The organism is Pseudomonas sp. 21, assembly GCF_000955805.1.
GTDB lineage: Bacteria > Pseudomonadota > Gammaproteobacteria > Pseudomonadales > Pseudomonadaceae > Pseudomonas.
In genome coordinates, this window is record NZ_JYOA01000004.1 from 503,679 (window position 1) to 518,966 (window position 15,288).

The 15,288-nt window shown below is 65.4% G+C and carries 16 protein-coding genes and 1 riboswitch; of the genes, 8 read left to right on the forward strand and 8 right to left on the reverse strand.

All coding sequences use genetic code 11. From position 1 onward, the window contains the following. Nucleotides 1-30: 30 nt before the first annotated feature. From UB43_RS11970 to UB43_RS11985, 4 genes are all read left to right on the forward strand, one after another. Complete coding sequence (locus UB43_RS11970; RefSeq protein WP_045210954.1) at nt 31-1,032, forward strand: class I SAM-dependent methyltransferase; 1,002 nt, start codon at nt 31-33, stop codon at nt 1,030-1,032. 119 nt (nt 1,033-1,151) lie between these two features. After that, nucleotides 1,152-2,609, forward strand: coding sequence for an amino acid permease (locus tag UB43_RS11975; protein WP_045210957.1), 1,458 nt, complete (start codon nt 1,152-1,154; stop codon nt 2,607-2,609). 44 nt (nt 2,610-2,653) lie between these two features. Continuing rightward, nucleotides 2,654-2,856: riboswitch (yybP-ykoY riboswitch) on the forward strand. A gap of 6 nt (nt 2,857-2,862) precedes the next feature. Beyond that, nucleotides 2,863-3,444 (forward strand): TMEM165/GDT1 family protein, encoded by a 582-nt coding sequence (locus UB43_RS11980; RefSeq protein ID WP_081516290.1) that lies wholly within the window; start codon nt 2,863-2,865, stop codon nt 3,442-3,444. A gap of 100 nt (nt 3,445-3,544) precedes the next feature. Next, on the forward strand, nt 3,545-3,988 hold the full coding sequence (locus UB43_RS11985) for a ketosteroid isomerase-related protein (RefSeq protein WP_045210962.1): 444 nt from the start codon (nt 3,545-3,547) through the stop codon (nt 3,986-3,988). Nucleotides 3,989-4,096: 108 nt separating this feature from the next. Here the strand turns inward: UB43_RS11985 and UB43_RS11990 are convergent, their stop codons facing one another. Both UB43_RS11990 and UB43_RS11995 read right to left on the reverse strand, forming a co-directional pair. After that, a complete protein-coding gene (locus UB43_RS11990; protein WP_045210965.1) occupies nt 4,097-5,080 on the reverse strand; it encodes an NAD-dependent epimerase/dehydratase family protein in 984 nt (327 codons plus the stop codon). Between the two features lie 78 nt (nt 5,081-5,158). Then, the gene (locus UB43_RS11995) at nt 5,159-5,980 is read right to left on the reverse strand and encodes a M48 family metallopeptidase (protein WP_045210968.1); all 822 of its coding nucleotides are present in this window, start codon (nt 5,978-5,980) and stop codon (nt 5,159-5,161) included. Between the two features lie 430 nt (nt 5,981-6,410). Here UB43_RS11995 and UB43_RS12000 point away from each other — a divergent pair, with 430 nt between their 5' ends. Then, nucleotides 6,411-8,543: a methyl-accepting chemotaxis protein gene (locus tag UB43_RS12000; protein WP_045210970.1), complete on the forward strand. Its 2,133-nt coding sequence runs from the start codon at nt 6,411-6,413 to the stop codon at nt 8,541-8,543. A 67-nt stretch (nt 8,544-8,610) separates the two neighbouring features. On the opposite strand, the gene UB43_RS12005 is transcribed toward UB43_RS12000, so the two are convergent. The 3 genes from UB43_RS12005 to UB43_RS12015 are packed head-to-tail and all read right to left on the reverse strand — an operon-like array spanning nt 8,611 to nt 9,704. Next, nucleotides 8,611-9,222 (reverse strand): SOS response-associated peptidase, encoded by a 612-nt coding sequence (locus tag UB43_RS12005; RefSeq protein WP_045210972.1) that lies wholly within the window; start codon nt 9,220-9,222, stop codon nt 8,611-8,613. Between the two features lie 33 nt (nt 9,223-9,255). Further along, nucleotides 9,256-9,522, reverse strand: a complete 267-nt coding sequence (locus tag UB43_RS12010) for a DUF2007 domain-containing protein (RefSeq protein WP_045210974.1) — start codon at nt 9,520-9,522, stop codon at nt 9,256-9,258. Continuing rightward, nucleotides 9,522-9,704 (reverse strand): CPXCG motif-containing cysteine-rich protein, encoded by a 183-nt coding sequence (locus UB43_RS12015; RefSeq protein ID WP_045210976.1) that lies wholly within the window; start codon nt 9,702-9,704, stop codon nt 9,522-9,524. Before UB43_RS12015 ends, UB43_RS12010 begins: the two co-directional genes overlap by 1 nt. Nucleotides 9,705-9,834: 130 nt before the next feature. Here UB43_RS12015 and UB43_RS12020 point away from each other — a divergent pair, with 130 nt between their 5' ends. Then, the gene (locus UB43_RS12020) at nt 9,835-10,995 is read left to right on the forward strand and encodes a 1-acyl-sn-glycerol-3-phosphate acyltransferase (protein ID WP_156160396.1); all 1,161 of its coding nucleotides are present in this window, start codon (nt 9,835-9,837) and stop codon (nt 10,993-10,995) included. A gap of 38 nt (nt 10,996-11,033) precedes the next feature. Here UB43_RS12020 and UB43_RS12025 read toward each other — a convergent pair whose 3' ends face one another. Then, nucleotides 11,034-11,318 (reverse strand): hypothetical protein, encoded by a 285-nt coding sequence (locus tag UB43_RS12025; protein ID WP_045210981.1) that lies wholly within the window; start codon nt 11,316-11,318, stop codon nt 11,034-11,036. Nucleotides 11,319-11,581: 263 nt separating this feature from the next. On the opposite strand from UB43_RS12025, the gene UB43_RS12030 reads away from it, so the two are divergent. Then, the gene (locus UB43_RS12030; RefSeq protein WP_045210984.1) at nt 11,582-11,788 is read left to right on the forward strand and encodes a hypothetical protein; all 207 of its coding nucleotides are present in this window, start codon (nt 11,582-11,584) and stop codon (nt 11,786-11,788) included. A 64-nt stretch (nt 11,789-11,852) separates the two neighbouring features. On the opposite strand, the gene UB43_RS12035 is transcribed toward UB43_RS12030, so the two are convergent. Beyond that, nucleotides 11,853-12,440: a YajG family lipoprotein gene (locus UB43_RS12035; protein WP_017519726.1), complete on the reverse strand. Its 588-nt coding sequence runs from the start codon at nt 12,438-12,440 to the stop codon at nt 11,853-11,855. 798 nt (nt 12,441-13,238) lie between these two features. Here UB43_RS12035 and mqo point away from each other — a divergent pair. Continuing rightward, entirely contained in the window at nt 13,239-14,732 is a 1,494-nt protein-coding gene (mqo, locus tag UB43_RS12040; RefSeq protein WP_045210986.1) for a malate dehydrogenase (quinone), read from the forward strand. A 63-nt stretch (nt 14,733-14,795) separates the two neighbouring features. Here the strand turns inward: mqo and UB43_RS12045 are convergent, their stop codons facing one another. Beyond that, on the reverse strand, nt 14,796-15,197 hold the full coding sequence (locus tag UB43_RS12045) for a VOC family protein (protein WP_045210988.1): 402 nt from the start codon (nt 15,195-15,197) through the stop codon (nt 14,796-14,798). Nucleotides 15,198-15,288: the final 91 nt, after the last annotated feature.

The following is a 15,288-nucleotide window of genomic DNA, read 5'->3' on the forward strand; positions in this document are numbered from 1 at the left end:
AAACTCGCGCCCTTTTTTCGAGGAGGCCGCATGTCCAACGCCCCCACCAGTGAAGTGCTGCTGCGCCAGATCGAGCGCTTCCAGGGCCACGTCCTGCTCGCCGGCCTGCCCGCCGACGCCCTGCTCGGCGACCTGCCTCAGGCCCAGGGCTGGAGCTGGCATGCCGGCGAAGCCCGGCAACTCGAAGGCCGCTACGCCGGTCGCTGCCACTTCGGCGCCACGCCGCCAGCGGGCCGGTTCGATGCCGCCGTGCTGTTCCTGCCCAAGTCCCGCGAACTGACCGACTACCTGCTCGCCGCGCTGGCCAGTTGCGTGCCGGACGGCGAGCTGTACCTGATCGGCGAGAAACGCGCCGGCGTCGAACGCGCCAGCAAGCAGCTCGGCGAATTCGGCCGCGCCAGCAAGCTGGACAGCGCCCGTCACTGCCAGCTGTGGCATACGCACATCGACGGCGAACCGGCTGCCCCCGATCTGCATGCCCTCGCACAACGCTACGAACTGCCGCTGGCCGATGGTCCGCTGCAGGTCATCACCCTGCCCGGCGTGTTCAGCCATGGTCGCCTGGACCGTGGCAGTGCGCTGCTGCTCGAACACCTGGACAAACTGCCAGCCGGCCATGTACTGGACTTCGGCTGCGGCGCCGGGGTGCTCGGCGCCACGCTCAAGCGACGCTATCCACAGAGCCGCCTGACCCTGCTGGACGTCGACGCCTTTGCCGTCGAAAGCAGCCGCCTGACCCTGGCCGCCAATGGCCTGGAGGGTGATGTGATCGCCGGCGACGGCATCGACGCCGCGCCGGAAGGCCTCGCCGCCATCGTCAGCAACCCGCCCTTCCACCAGGGCGTACATACCAGCTACGCCGCCACCGAGAACCTGCTGCGCCAGTCGGCACGCCATCTGGCGTCCGCGGGCGAACTGCGCCTGGTGGCCAACAGCTTCCTGAAATACCCGCCGCTGATCGAACAGCACCTGGGCCCCTGCCGCACCCTGGCCGAAGCCGACGGCTTCCGTATCTACAGCGCCCGGCGCTGATCCAAGGCTCGCACTACACTCCACCGAGCCCGCCGGATCGGCGCATCGCCGCTCGCCCTGAAATATCGAGGACACCCGTGAACCGAAGAATTAGAGATGACGTCGAACTGACTTTCGCCATGGGGCCGAAGGAGAAGCCGCATCATCTGAAGCGCTCCCTCAAGCCGCGGCACCTGAACATGATCGCCATTGGCGGCTCCATCGGCACCGGCCTGTTCGTCGCCTCCGGCAGCACCATCGCCACCGCCGGCCCCGGCGGCGCGCTGCTGGCCTATGCGCTGATCGGCCTGATGGTGTTCTTCCTCATGACCAGCCTCGGCGAGCTGGCGGCCTACATTCCCGATTCCGGCTCGTTCTGCACTTATGGCAGCCGTTTCATCGACGATGGCTTCGGTTTCGCCATGGGCTGGAACTACTGGTACAACTGGGCGGTAACCATTGCCGCCGAGTTGGTAGCGGCGCAACTGGTGATGAAGTTCTGGTTCCCGGAGGTCTCGGGCATGTACTGGAGCGCCGGCTTCCTGGGCATCATGTTCATGCTCAACTTCTTCTCGGTGAAGGGTTTCGGCGAGAGCGAATTCTGGTTCGCGCTGATCAAGGTGGTCGCCGTGGTGGTCTTCATCGGCATCGGCCTGGCCAGCATCATCGGCATCATGCACGGCATCGACAGCCCCGGCTTCAGCAACTTCACCACCGGTGACGCCCCCTTCGTCGGCGGGTTGCAGGCGATGATCGGGGTGGCGATGATCGCCGGCTTCTCGTTCCAGGGCACCGAGCTGATCGGCGTCGCCGCGGGCGAATCGGAGAACCCGCAGAAGTCCATTCCCATCGCCATCCGCCAGGTGTTCTGGCGAATCCTGATGTTCTACATCCTGTCGATCTTCGTCATCGGCATGCTGATTCCCTACACCGATCCGAACCTGCTCAAGACCGACAGCAGCGACATCAGCACCTCGCCCTTCACCCTGCTGTTCGAGCGGGCGGGCCTCGCCGCCGCGGCTGGCGTGATGAACGCGGTGATCCTCTCGGCGATCCTCTCAGCCGGCAACTCGGGCATGTACGCCTCCACCCGGATGCTCTACACCATGGCCACCCAGGGCAAGGCGCCGCGCCTGTTCACCCAGGTGTCCGAGAGCGGCGTGCCGCGCTACGCGCTGTACGCCACCACGCTGATCGGCGCGCTGTGCTTCCTCACCAGCTTCATCGGCGACAAGACCGTCTACACCTGGCTGCTCAACGCCTCGGGGATGTGCGGCTTCATCGTCTGGCTGGGCATCGCCGTGTCGCACTACCGCTTCCGCAAGGGCTTCGTACTGCAGGGCGGCAACCTCGACGACCTGCCCTACCGCGCCAAGTGGTTCCCCTTCGGCCCGCTGTTCGCCTTCGTCCTCTGCCTGGTCATCACCCTGGGGCAGAACTACCAGGCCTTCGTCGGCGAGCACGTGGACTGGGCCGGCCTGGTCGCCACCTACATCACCATCCCGTTGTTCCTCGCGATCTGGCTGGGCTATCGCTTCAAGAACAAGACCCGCTTCATCCGCTACGAAGACATGGACATTCGCCCCACCCGCGAATGATCCGACGCGCAGGCTTGCCCAAGTCCTAGGACTTGGGCAGAATGCGCCCCGTCCTAGGGGAGTAGTCTCCCGCGAGCTCCCAGCTCGCCCGGTACGCGTCAACACACTTGGTCCACAGACCATGGCGCGTACGATCCAGGCCTGCAGCGTTCAGGCCGGGGTTTGACAAGACCTATGACACGAGCAACCTGACCCGGGGCGGGCAGGTGGCGCGTGTCATGGTGATTAGTCGACCCGCCCCTTAGGAAGTCTGATGGAATCCCTCTTCGTCCCCACCCTGATCGTTGCCCTCGCGGAAATCGGCGACAAGACGCAACTGCTCGCGCTCGTCCTCGCCGCACGCTTCCGCAAGCCCTGGCCGATCATCGCCGGGATCATCGCCGCCACCCTGGCCAACCACTTCGCCGCCGGCGCCGTCGGCAGCTGGGTCGCCTCGTTCTTCTCGGAAAGCACGCTGAGCTGGGTGTTGGCCGTGTGCTTCCTGGCCGTCGCCGGCTGGACGCTGATTCCGGACAAGCTGGATGACGACGAAGAAGGTTCGTTGAAGAAGTTCGGCCCGTTCCTCACCACCCTGATCGCCTTCTTCCTCGCCGAGATGGGCGACAAGACCCAGGTCGCCACCGTGATGCTGGCCGCGCAGTACCCGCACTTCTGGCTGGTGGTCATCGGCACCACCCTGGGCATGCTGATCGCCAACGTGCCGGTGGTCCTGGCGGGCAACTTCGCCGCCGAGCGCCTGCCGCTGAACCTGATCCGCCGCCTGGCCGCTGCCGCCTTCGCCATCCTCGGCCTGGCTGCCGTGTACCACGCGCTGAAGCTCTCCGGGGTGTTCTGACCGGCAGCTTTTCGTCGGGAGGCTGGCGCGCCGGCCAATGCCTGTGTATCGCCTGCGATACACAGTGGCGCTTCCGCCTCCCACGACAAAGGATGTCGCCATGCCGGAAAAAGACCTGAAGAAAGTCGCCCGCCACCACATCGACCTCGCCTGGAACAAGGGACACCTGGCGCTGGTGGAGCAACTGCACAGCCCGGACTTCATCTACAAGAGCGCCTTCACCGCCCAGCCGCTGGACAACGCCGGCTACCGGGCGCTGGTGGAGGAGATCCGCAGTGGCATGGAGGACCTGGAAGTGGCCGTGGAGGAATGCATCCGCGAGGGCAACAAGGTCTTCACCTGGAGCACCCTGATGGGCAGCATCGCCCGCCCGGTGCTGGGCTACCCGGCCAGCGACCGCATCGTCAGCATCTCGGCCATGGGCTTCTGGACCTTCAACAGCCAGAACCAGGTGCAGGAGCTGTGCACGCTGTTCGACATGGAAAGCTTCCGCGCGCAGATGGGGCTGCCCAACCGGCCCTTCGCCGAGAAGGCGCTGCCCTGACAGAGAACCCGCCCAAGCAGAAAGCCCGGATTGCGCCGGGCTTTCTGCTTTCTGCAGGAGCGCGCCATGCGCGCGATNNNNGGCATGGCCCGCTCCTACACGTTGAGCTCAGAGGTAATCGTTGGCGTGGAACCAGGAAATGGCCCGCTCCAGCGTGTCCTCCAGCGGCACATGGGACTCGAAGCCCAGCTCCTCGCGCGCCTTGCGGCCGTCGAGGAACTGCCCGCCGGCCATGACCTCGATGGCAGTGTCGTCCAGCAGCGGCATCTTGCCGGTCAGGCGGTAGCGCCAGCGGCCCAGTGTCGCCAGCGCGCGGGCGCGGTGCAGCGGCATCGGCGTCGGCGCCGGCTTGCCCAGCAGCTTGGCGATGGTGGTGGTCAGCTCGCCCATCTCGATGTTGTGCCCGGTGAGCAGGTAACGCTCGCCCACCCGGCCGCGCTCGAGCGCCGTGAGCAGGCCGCGCCCGGCTTCGGAGGCATCGATGACGTTCCGCCGGCCCGGCACGTAGTGCAGCATCTCGTCGCGGCCGATGGCGGTGATCAGGCGCCCGGTGGTCGGGCCGATATCCAGCTCGCCCAGCACCATGCCGGGAATCCCGATGACCACCGGCAGGCCGCCACGGGCCTGTTCGCGGGCCTGTTCGTCCAGCGCCCACTTGCACATCACGTAGGCACTCTTGCCGGTGGGCAGCCCTTCGTAGAACAGCCCCTCATGCCCCGGCAGCCCCTGCGGATGCGAGGGCATGGCAAAGGCCGAACCGACGTAGAGGATGCGCGGCACTTTCGCCTGCAGGCAGGCGGCGTAGAAATGATTGGTCAGGTCCAGTGCGCTGGCCACTTCCTCCTGCCAGCGACGCGGGCGCACCGGGTAGTAACCGGCGCTGAAGATCACCGCGTCCAGCCCGCTGAGCGCGCGGGCCATGCCCTGGTGATCGAAGAGTTCGGCTACCCGGCACTCAGGCTCGAGGTAAGCCAGGCGCTGGATCTGCGACGAGGGTCGGTGGATCAGCACCAGCTGGTGGCCGGCCGCCTTGATCGCGCGGGCGGCGTGGTGGCCCAGGAGCCCGGTGGCTCCGAGTACAGCGATTTTCACGGGTGCTCCCTGTTCACTGGATAAAGCGGCGCAACCTTACGCCGCTCCTGGCCGTTCGAGAGAATCACGAACCACTGCTTAACGGGTCTTGGCCTGCTCGTAGAGCGGCATGACCTTCGGGATGGCGGCCTGCAGGTTGGCCATCCGCGTACTGTCCGCCGGGTGCGTGCTGAGGATTTCCGGCGGAGCTTCACCGTTCGACGCCTGCCCCATCTTCTGCCACAGGGTCATCGCGGCGTTGGGGTTATAACCGGCTCGCGCCGCCAATTCCAGGCCGATCAGGTCAGCTTCGTTCTCATTCTGCCGACTATTGGGCAGCGTCAGGCTGTATTCGACCACCTGGTGGGCCATGTCCACGCTGCTTTGACCCAGCCCCAGCAGCGCGCCGCCAATGCCCAGTCCCATCTGCTCGGCGTAGGCGCGGGACATGGCTTCGCGGCCGTGCTCGCGCAGGGCGTGAGCGATCTCGTGGCCCATCACCGCGGCCAGTTCGTCGTCGGTGAGCTTGAGCTGATCGATCAGCCCGGTGTAGACGATGATCTTGCCGCCAGGACCGCAGTTGGCGTTGAGCTCATCGCTCTTGATCACGTTGACTTCCCACTGCCAGGACGGCGCGTCGGAACGGAAGGCGCCGGTCTGCGGGATCAACCGCGCGGCGATGGCCTTCACGCGCTTGGCGTCGCTGCTGCTGGCATCCAGCTTGCCCGCCTTGGAGGCCTCACCGAGGGTCTGCTGGTAGGACTGCGCATACATCTGGTCGACCTGCGCACTGGACAGCATGCTGAACATGTTCTGTTTGCGATCGACACCGACAACGCCGCCGCTGGTGGTGTTCACCTGCTGGCAAGCGGTGAGCAGCAGGGCTGCGGCCAGGCCTGCGACACGAAATACTCTGGGCATCTTGCTCTCCCGAAACAATGCAATCTCCCACGGACAGCGCGCATGGTAGGCCCACCCCCGATGCCCGGCAACAGGCAGGAAACAGCCGGCGCAGCAGTGACTTACGAAACGGCTCCGACTTATCGGAAGGTGCCAGCGGGCGCCTGTCGTGGCGTACGCGGTGCGTGGCATCGCGCCTGCGATCCACACCCGCGAGATAGCCGCGGCCAGCGCCTGATTTCACCCTGAAGAGCAGGATGTCGAGGGGCTTGCCACGGCCAGGTAATTTCATTTTGACATCACATGCTAGACCTCCCGGTCAGCGCCGACAATCCTGCGACAAGCGGCGTACAGCCGCGTTACAACCCTTTACAACGGCCGCCTAAGGAATTTCCCCGGTCCTGCCGATACAGATAGACACGCAGGCCTCTGGCGCATTCCGGGTACCCGTATGAAATTCAAGTCGATCCAGTTTTCCGTGGTGGCGCTGGCCGGTGCCAGCGTTCTGGCAGTGGTCGCGGCGCTGGTGCTCTACGCGCTGTTCGCCGGCTCGCGAACCCAGGCGCTGGTGCAGGACCGCACCCAGGCACTGCTCGAGCAGGTGATCAACGATCGCCTGGTGGCGATCGCACGCGGGCAGGTCGCCCAGATCCAGCGCGAACTGGAATACCCGCTCACCGTCGCCCGCGACCTCGCCAACACCAACGCCCTGCTCGACGAGACCGACGCCAACGGCCAGCCGCTGCTGGGCATCGGCCGCGCCGGCATGTCCAACCTGCTGCGCCAGACCGTGGCGCAGAACCCCAAGCTGCTCGACGCCTTCGCCGGCTGGGAACCCAACGCCTTCGCCGGCAACGACAGCCAGTATTCCGGCCTGCCCGGCTACGACGCCAGCGGCCGCTTCATGCCCTGGTGGTACCGCAAGGACGGCGGCCTGACCGTGGAAGCCATGGGCGATACCCTGGAAAGCCAGAAGATGCAGCCCACCGGCGTGCGCGAAGGCGAGTACTACCTGTGCCCGAAAGAGAAGCACCAGCCCTGCATCATCGACCCGGCGCCCTACGAGATGGCCGGCAAGATGGTGCTGATGTCCTCGTTCAACGCGCCGATCATGGTCAAGGGCCAGTTCAAGGGCACCGTCGGCGTGGACCTGTCGCTGGACTTCATCCAGGACCTGCTCAAGACCGCCGACAGCCAGCTCTACGACGGCGCCGGCGAGATGGCGCTGATCTCCACCAACGGCCGCCTGGTCGCCTACACCAAGGACCCGGCCAAGCTCGGCGAACCCGCCAGCAGCGTGCTGGACGCCAGCGAAGTGGCCAACCTGGCCAAGCTCACCCTCGACCAGCCGCTGACCTCGGTGGACAAGGAGCACGGCCACATCGAGCTGTTCCTGCCCTTCACCATCGCCGACTCCGGCGCGCGCTGGACCCTGATGCTGCAACTGCCGCAGGAAGCCGTGCTGGGTGACCTGAACCAGTTGCAGAGCGACCTGAAATCTCAGCGCGACAGCGACACCCTGGGCATGACCCTGGTCGGCCTGCTGATCGCCGCCATCGGCCTGGCCGTGATCTGGCTGGTCGGCCATGGCATCGCCCGCCCGCTGCGCCAGCTGGTTGGCATGCTCGACGACATCGCCCAGGGCGAAGGCGACCTGACCCGCCGCCTGAGCAGCGACCGTGCCGACGAACTGGGCTCCATTGCCAAGGGCTTCAACACCTTCCTCGGCAAGCTGCAGGGGATGATCGGCCAGGTGGTGACCTCGGTGCAGCACGTCAGCGATTCCTCCGAACACACCGCCGACATCGCCATCCGCACCAACCAGGGCGTGCAGAAGCAACTGGCGGAGATCGAGCTGGTGGCCACCGCCGTCCACGAGATGACCGCCACCGCCCAGGACGTGGCCCGCAACGCCACCCATGCGGCGGAAGCGGCCAACCATGCCGATCAGGCAGCCCACCACGGCAAGCGCATCGTCGAGAGCAGTTCCACGGCGATCCAGGCGCTGGCCAGCGAGATCGGCCGCGCCGTGGGCGTGGTGCAGTCGCTGGCCCGCGACAGCGAGAACATCAACGCGATCCTGGTGGCCATCCGCGGCATCGCCGAGCAGACCAACCTGCTGGCGCTCAACGCCGCCATCGAGGCCGCCCGCGCGGGTGAGCAGGGCCGCGGCTTCGCCGTGGTCGCCGACGAAGTGCGCAACCTGGCGCAGAAGACCCAGCAGGCCACCGAGGAAATCCAGTCGATGATCCAGCAACTGCAGAATGGCACCCGCGAAGTGGTGCACGTGATGCAGCAGAGCCAGGACAAGACCGAGGACAGCGTGCGCCACGCCGGCGAAGCGGCCCAGGCGCTGGAGTCGATCACCCAGGCAGTGTCGGTGATCAACGACATGAACACCCAGATCGCCAGCGCCGCCGAGGAGCAGAGCGCGGTGGCCGAGGACATCAACCGCAACGTCAGCAACATCGGCATGGTCGCCAACCAGGTGGCCGGCGGCGCGGACGAAGCCTCCCAGGCCAGCGCCGAGCTGACCAAGCTGGCCGAGCAGCAGCGCCGGTTGGTGAATCAGTTCAAGGTGTAGATCTACGTAACCTGCAGGAGCGGGCCACGCCCGCGATCGCGCCCATGGGGCGCTCCTACAGGAAAGCTCAGGCCGGCGTCAGGCACTCCGGCCCATTGCAGGTCGGGTCATTGATGAAGTTCGCCAGCGCCTGCACACGCAGCCGCGCCTGGGGCAACTGCAGCAGCTCCAGCAACCGCTCGGCGGGCGTCTCGTTCGACAGCCATTGCGCCTGCTCCTGCACATCGAGAATCAGCGGCCGGCGCATATCGCCCGCCGCCTGGGTGAGCATCGCCACGCTGTAGTAGGTGTGGCCTTCCACCGGATACGCCTCCCACACCCCCGCGAAGCAGATCAGCCCGCCACCGGAAACCCAGTGCGGCCGCTTGCGCACGCCGTGCCACTCGTAGAATCCGTTGGCCGGCAGCAGGCAGCGACGCTGGGCGAAGGCGTCACGGAACATCGGCTGTTCAGCGATGGTTTCCGTGCGGGCATGGGCAGGGGTTCGCGACAGGTCCTTCAGCCAGGCCGGGGTCAGGCCCCAGCGAGCGAGGTCGGCATGGCGCGCACCATTCTCCTCGCGCAGCATCAGCACACGGCCGCCGGGCGCCACGTTCCACTGCGGTTGCAGATCGGCAGGGAAGCCGGCGTTTTCGGCAAGCTCGCGGTTCCAGCGGAACAGGGCGTAGCGGCTGGTCATGGGCGGTTGTTCATGGGGAGTCGTAGAGGCGCCTCAGCAAAGCAGGACGCCGGGGCCGCCCTCGTGATCGTCGGTGCAGCCCGGCAGGGGTTGCGCGGCATTGTACGCGGCGATCAGTTCGCGTGCCTGCTCGGCCACGTCGTCCTCTACCCACAGGTGCAGCAGGCCCATGCCCGGCAGCTCGCCGATGCCGCCTACCAGGTGGCGTCCGCCCAGGTGTGACGAAATGCCCTCGTTGGCCAGCATGCCGCCCAGCAGTTCGGCTTCGATCAGGTCGGCGGGTTCGTAGATTCGCTGCATCAATCGTCCTCGCGCTGGACTTCCAGGGTCCAGTCCACGCCGTCGGTGTGGAGCTGGAACAGGATCGGCCGGCAACACACCGGACAATCTTCATAGTAGCTCTGGTCGCCCCCGGAGAGGTCAAGCACGGCTTCGGCCGGCTCGCCGCAATAGGGGCAGGAATAGGCCTGACTGTCGAGCATCGCTGGTTCCCCCGTGACTTCCGTTTATAATCGCGCGGTCTTTTTGGGTGCCCGCCTGTCCGTGAGTCGGCGGCATACCCATCCGGGCCGTCTATTTCGCGGCCCGTCCTCCCCAAAATTCATAGAGAGCATGATGGGCGAGTTCGAAGCCATCCGACCGTACAACGACGCCGAAGTCCCGGCTGTCCTGCAGCGCCTGCTGAGCGATGACGCCTTCCTCGGCGCGCTGGCGCGTTACCGTTTCCCGCGTCTGTCCGGTCCGCTCGGCTGGCTGCTCAGACCTCTTATAGCCCATCGGCTGGCCCGCGAAGTCACCGGTATCCGCAGCGTCAGCGAGCTGCAGCACAAAGTCGAGCCCTACGTCGACCGAACCATCGAGCACGCCACCGACGGCGTCACCTATTCGGGCGTCGAGCGCCTGCAATCCGGCCGCGCCTACCTGTTCATCGCCAACCACCGCGACATCGTGGTGGACCCGGCCTTCTGCAACTACGCGATCTACCACGCCAAGCTGCCGACGCCGCGCATCGCCATCGGCGACAACCTGCTGCAGAAGCCCTTCGTCAGCGACCTGATGCGCCTGAACAAGAGCTTCATCGTGCACCGCTCGATCAGCGGTCGGCGCGAGAAGCTGGCGGCGTACCAGAACCTCTCGGCCTACATCAATCACTCGATCTGCCAGGACACCCAGTCGATCTGGATCGCCCAGGCCGAGGGCCGCGCCAAGGACGGTGACGACCGCACCGATTCGGCGATCCTCAAGATGTTCCACATGAGCCGCAAGGACGAGCCGTTCGCCGAGGTGATCCGCCAGCTGCACCTGATCCCGGTGTCCATCAGCTACGAATACGACCCCTGCGACGCCGCCAAGGCCCGCGAACTGTTCACCCGCGCGACCACCGGCGAGTACAGGAAGGCGCCGGGCGAGGACGACCGCAGCATCGTGCAGGGCATCACCGGCTACAAGGGCCGGGTGCACATCAACTTCGGCGAGGAGATCACCGGCGACTTCGCCGACGCCAAGCAGCTCGCCGCCGAGCTGGACCGGCAGATCCTCGGCAACTATCGGTTGTTCCCGGTGCACTACCTCGCCTACGAGGCCTCCGAACTGCGCGACGCCGCGCTGAACGTGCCGCGCGCCGAGACCCTGTTCAAGGCCGAGGAACTGCAGCGTGCGCGCACCGAATGGGAGCGTCGCCTGGGTGAATGCCCCGCCGAGCAGCGTGGCCATCTGATCCTGCAGTACGCCAACCCGGTGCTGAACCAGTACCGGCTCAAGCAGCAGGCATGAAAAAAGGCGCCCTCGGGCGCCTTTTTTCATCTCGTCGGTTACTGGCCGAGCTGCGTGCTGTACCAGCTCACCGCCATGGCCAGGGCCATGCAGGCGAAACCGAAACGGTAGAAGAAGCGGTTCATCCGCGCGGTCGGCTCGACGCTGTCCAGCGCCACCGGTTCCACTTCGCTTTCCGCCACCAGGCGCGCCAGGGCGAGGCGTTCGCGGCGACGGGTCGCCAGCAGCAGCCAGCCTCCGGCCAGGGCAAAGAACAGGGCCAGGTCGTTCACGAGACGACCGGGATGGGCCTGGAAAAGACTCCAGAGCGCCTGCAGCGACATCACAACCTCCGCTTCAGAACTGCACACCATCGACTTCGAAGCAAAGCGGGGGTCAGTCTGGACGAACGGGCATGGCCCGTCATGGATGAGAAACAATCGGCGCGCATTTTATCCGCTGGCCCGCCACCACAGCCAGCGCGCAACGCTTATTTACGACGAGCGTAAGAATTATCGAGAAATGGTCTAAGGCCTCTCCCGCGCCCTGGCACGTTGCTGGCTTCAACGAATTCTGCAAACCCGGTCTTTCGCCAAGGAGATTCGCCATGCTCGACATCGTCCCCCACGAAAACGCCTACCTGATCGAACACCTGGAAGAAATCGAAGCTGTGGTCGTCGAACTCTCGTTCAACGTCCAGGACGACCACTGGCTGGTCTACACCCAGGCCTGCGGCCACGAGCACCTGGACCTGCCGGAAACCGACGAGCGCATGCGCTCGGTCGAGGTCGACCCGTACCGCCAGGCCGCCTGATCGTCGCCCACCAGCGCCCATGAAAAAGCCCGCCATTCGGCGGGCTTTTTCATGTCCCCATCGATCAGCGCTGGTTCAGCGTCTGGCCGATGGTCGGGTCCTTGAACACGCGGGTCAGCGCATCGCTGAGCACTTCGCTCACCAGCTTGGTGTTGGTCGCCTGGTTGGGCGCCATGCCGAAACGCTGGTTGGTCGAAGCGCCGTAGCGGCCGCTGTAACGGCGGGTACCGCTCTGCACGTCAGCGCGGAAGGTAGCGCCGATGTCGGCCTCGGTGACGTACATGCCTTCCTTGGGCGACTGGTACTTCAGCTCGGCCAGGGTCAGGGTCAGTTGTGGCGCGTTGTAGGCGTTGGCCGACGGGGTGAAGCCCAGCAGACGCACGGCGGTCTCAGCCTGCAGCTGCAGCTTGGGGATCACGTCTTCGCTGCGCACGGTCAGCTGGCTGGTTTCCGAATACAGGCCACCACGGGTGCCCAGCGCGGTGCTCGGGCGACCGTCGACGACTTTCACCACCACCGGCTGGCCCTGGCCAACGGCAGCGACCGGCCCCTTGAACTCGGGGGTCGGGTTGAGTTGTTGCGGGCTGAGGGCGCAGCCGGTCAAGGTCAGGCTGGCGGCAGCGATAAAGCCGAGCAACAGGCGAGGCAGCATGCTCATCTCTCCATGGGGTAAGCGATGGCCGGCAGTATACCGGCGGGCAGCGCGGTCAGATAGCGCTTGGCCATTGGACGCGGAACCCGTTCTCAGGGTTCCCTCGCTGCGCGTCGATAGGCCGCCTTGACCCACCTGCAGGCAAGACGCACCGGGAGGGGGCGCAAATGGTCAATCAAGGGGTAGACACTAGGAAAAAAGTCTAAGGTGCAGAGCTTTTTTTTGTGTTTCGCCGTTATAATCGCCCCCCGATTATAAGGACGCCTCCTGGTCGGGCCCCGCACGATGCCGACACACCGTGTCTCGCCTCTGCCACCCCTCAAAGAGAGTCGCCACTCGCCTCGGTCACTGGCCGTCGCGCTTTGTACGTTCGTTGCGCAGAACTTGGCAAGGATGCAGCCGCCCCCTCCGCACGGAGACCGGACCGGCCCGCGACGACGATCCCCTTTGAGCTTCACGCCTCCAAAAGAGCGTGATCGAAGGTTTTTCACTACTTCACGAGAGTGTGGCGAGCAATGAAGAGTTTTGCGTTGGTAGCACCATTGACGTCTGACCCCGCAGCACTGAATCGCTTTTTCGGCACCGGAAGCCGCGCCTGAGCGCCACTTTCGGATGCACTTGCGGATGACTTCGTCTGTCCGTGGATTGCCGAGAAGGTGCGCATTCCCCCTCCTCCGATCCCGGCCCGAGACATTCGCGATAGGTCCATTGACCTGAGAAGAATTCGGACATTTGTTTTGCGCACTGGACGCGAAACCTCTGTCACAACTGGCTGCTGATAGTTTTGGAGACGCGTTAATGGCGCAGAACGAAATCGAATCGATGGACGTGCTGCTGGTCGGCGCCGGCATCATGAGCGCAACCCTGGCTGTCCTGCTCAAGGAAGTCGATCCGGGCGTCAAGCTCGAGATCGTCGAACTGCAGGAATCCGGAGCCATCGAGAGTTCCAACCCGTGGAACAACGCCGGTACCGGTCACGCCGGCCTCTGCGAGCTGAACTACACCCCGCAGGCGGCTGACGGCTCGATCGACATCAAGAAGGCGGTGAACATCAACGCCCAGTTCGAGGTGTCCAAGCAGTTCTGGGCCTACCTGACCGGGAAGGACGCCTTCGGCGCACCGCGCAACTTCATCAACCCCGTTCCGCACATGAGCTTCGTGCGTGGCAAGGACATTCCGTTCCTGAAGAAGCGCCATGAGCTGCTGAGCCAGCACCATGCCTTCACCTCGATGGAATACACCGAGGACCGCGCGAAGATCGCCGACTGGGCTCCGCTGACCATTCCCGGCCGTCCGGCCGACGAGCAGGTCGCGATGACCCGCGTGGAAAGCGGCACCGACGTCAACTTCGGCGCCCTGACCAACCAGCTGCTGAGCTACCTCTCCAGCCGCGAAGGCAGTGAAGTCCGCTACTTCCAGAAGGTCGTGGGCCTCGAGCGCTCCGGCGACGGCTGGCTGGTGGACATCAAGAACACCCAGACCGGCGACGCGCGCAAGGTCAAGGCGAAATTCGTCTTCCTCGGTGCCGGCGGCGGCGCGCTGCCGCTGCTGCAGATGTCCGGCATCCCGGAGAGCAAGGGCTTTGGCGGCTTCCCGGTGAGCGGCCAGTGGCTGCGTTGCGACAACCCGGAAGTGGTCAAGCACCACCAGGCCAAGGTCTACAGCCAGGCCGAAGTCGGCGCCCCGCCGATGTCCGTGCCGCACCTGGACACCCGCGTGGTCGAGGGCAAGACCTCCCTGCTGTTCGGCCCGTACGCCGGCTTCTCCACCAAGTTCCTGCGCCACGGTTCGTTCCTCGACCTGCCGCTCTCGGTGCGCACCAGCAACCTGCTGCCGATGCTCGCCGTGGCCCGCGACAACATGGACCTCACCCGCTACCTGGTGAAGGAAGTCATGCAGTCCATGGACCAGCGCATCGAAGCCCTGCGCAAGTTCTACCCGGAGCTGAACCCGGCCGACTGGCGCCTCGAAACCGCCGGCCAGCGCGTGCAGATCATCAAGAAGGACCCGAAGAAAGGCGGCATCCTGCAGTTCGGCACCGAACTGGTGGCAGCCCAGGACGGCAGCATCGCCGCCCTGCTCGGCGCCTCCCCGGGCGCTTCGGTCACCGTCTCGATCATGCTGGGCCTGCTGGAGCGCTGCTTCCCCGAGCGCTACAAATCGGCCGAGTGGACTGCGAAGCTCAAGGAGATCTTCCCGGCCCGCGAGAAGCAGCTGGAAACCGACGCCGCGGTGTACCGCGAAGTCAACCAGATGACCGCCGACCGCCTGCAGATCGTCGCTGCGTCCTGAGCCTCGCGCTCATGAAAAAGCCCGCCTTCCGGCGGGCTTTTTCGTTTCTGTCTTCGGAAGAGGTCAATGGCAGCTGACCATCCAGCCAATGCCGAAACGGTCGGTGAGCATGCCGAAGCGCTGTGCCCAGAAGGTCTTCTCCAACGGCATCTCCACCCGCCCCTCCTCCGCCAGGGCGGCGAACGCCTGCTCCGCCGCCACCACGCTGCGCAGCGTCAGGTGCAGGGAGAAACCATTGAAAGCGGCGTTGTGCTCGCCGCGGCCATCGGACAACAAGACTTCCGTCTCGCCAATCTGCAGGCTGGCGTGCATCACCTTGTCCAGCCAGCCGTCGGGCACCGGCGACGGCCCCGGCGCCTCTTCGAAGCGCATCAGCGCCCCGAGCTGGGCGCCCACCGCGTGCTGGTAGAAGGCAATGGCCTCATCGGCGCGACCATGGAAAAACAGATAGGGCTGTACTTGCACGGCTTCGTCCTCGCCTTGTCGTTATCGTTGTAACGGAAAGTCTAGGCGGGGATTCGTAGGTCGGAGCTCCACCTGTAGGAGCGCGCCATGC

What these genes read in the sequence shown, in the direction of transcription:
- UB43_RS11970 (WP_045210954.1), top strand. Translation starts at nt 31, where the DNA reads ATGTCCAACGCCCCCACCAGTGAAGTGCTGCTGCGCCAGATCGAGCGC.
- UB43_RS11975 (WP_045210957.1), top strand. Translation starts at nt 1,152, where the DNA reads ATGGGGCCGAAGGAGAAGCCGCATCATCTGAAGCGCTCCCTCAAGCCG.
- UB43_RS11980 (WP_081516290.1), top strand. Translation starts at nt 2,863, where the DNA reads ATGGAATCCCTCTTCGTCCCCACCCTGATCGTTGCCCTCGCGGAAATC.
- UB43_RS11985 (WP_045210962.1), top strand. Translation starts at nt 3,545, where the DNA reads ATGCCGGAAAAAGACCTGAAGAAAGTCGCCCGCCACCACATCGACCTC.
- UB43_RS11995 (WP_045210968.1), bottom strand. Translation starts at nt 5,980, where the DNA reads ATGCCCAGAGTATTTCGTGTCGCAGGCCTGGCCGCAGCCCTGCTGCTC.
- UB43_RS12000 (WP_045210970.1), top strand. Translation starts at nt 6,411, where the DNA reads ATGAAATTCAAGTCGATCCAGTTTTCCGTGGTGGCGCTGGCCGGTGCC.
- UB43_RS12005 (WP_045210972.1), bottom strand. Translation starts at nt 9,222, where the DNA reads ATGACCAGCCGCTACGCCCTGTTCCGCTGGAACCGCGAGCTTGCCGAA.
- UB43_RS12010 (WP_045210974.1), bottom strand. Translation starts at nt 9,522, where the DNA reads ATGCAGCGAATCTACGAACCCGCCGACCTGATCGAAGCCGAACTGCTG.
- UB43_RS12015 (WP_045210976.1), bottom strand. Translation starts at nt 9,704, where the DNA reads ATGCTCGACAGTCAGGCCTATTCCTGCCCCTATTGCGGCGAGCCGGCC.
- UB43_RS12020 (WP_156160396.1), top strand. Translation starts at nt 9,835, where the DNA reads ATGATGGGCGAGTTCGAAGCCATCCGACCGTACAACGACGCCGAAGTC.
- UB43_RS12025 (WP_045210981.1), bottom strand. Translation starts at nt 11,318, where the DNA reads ATGTCGCTGCAGGCGCTCTGGAGTCTTTTCCAGGCCCATCCCGGTCGT.
- UB43_RS12030 (WP_045210984.1), top strand. Translation starts at nt 11,582, where the DNA reads ATGCTCGACATCGTCCCCCACGAAAACGCCTACCTGATCGAACACCTG.
- UB43_RS12035 (WP_017519726.1), bottom strand. Translation starts at nt 12,440, where the DNA reads ATGCTGCCTCGCCTGTTGCTCGGCTTTATCGCTGCCGCCAGCCTGACC.
- mqo (WP_045210986.1), top strand. Translation starts at nt 13,239, where the DNA reads ATGGCGCAGAACGAAATCGAATCGATGGACGTGCTGCTGGTCGGCGCC.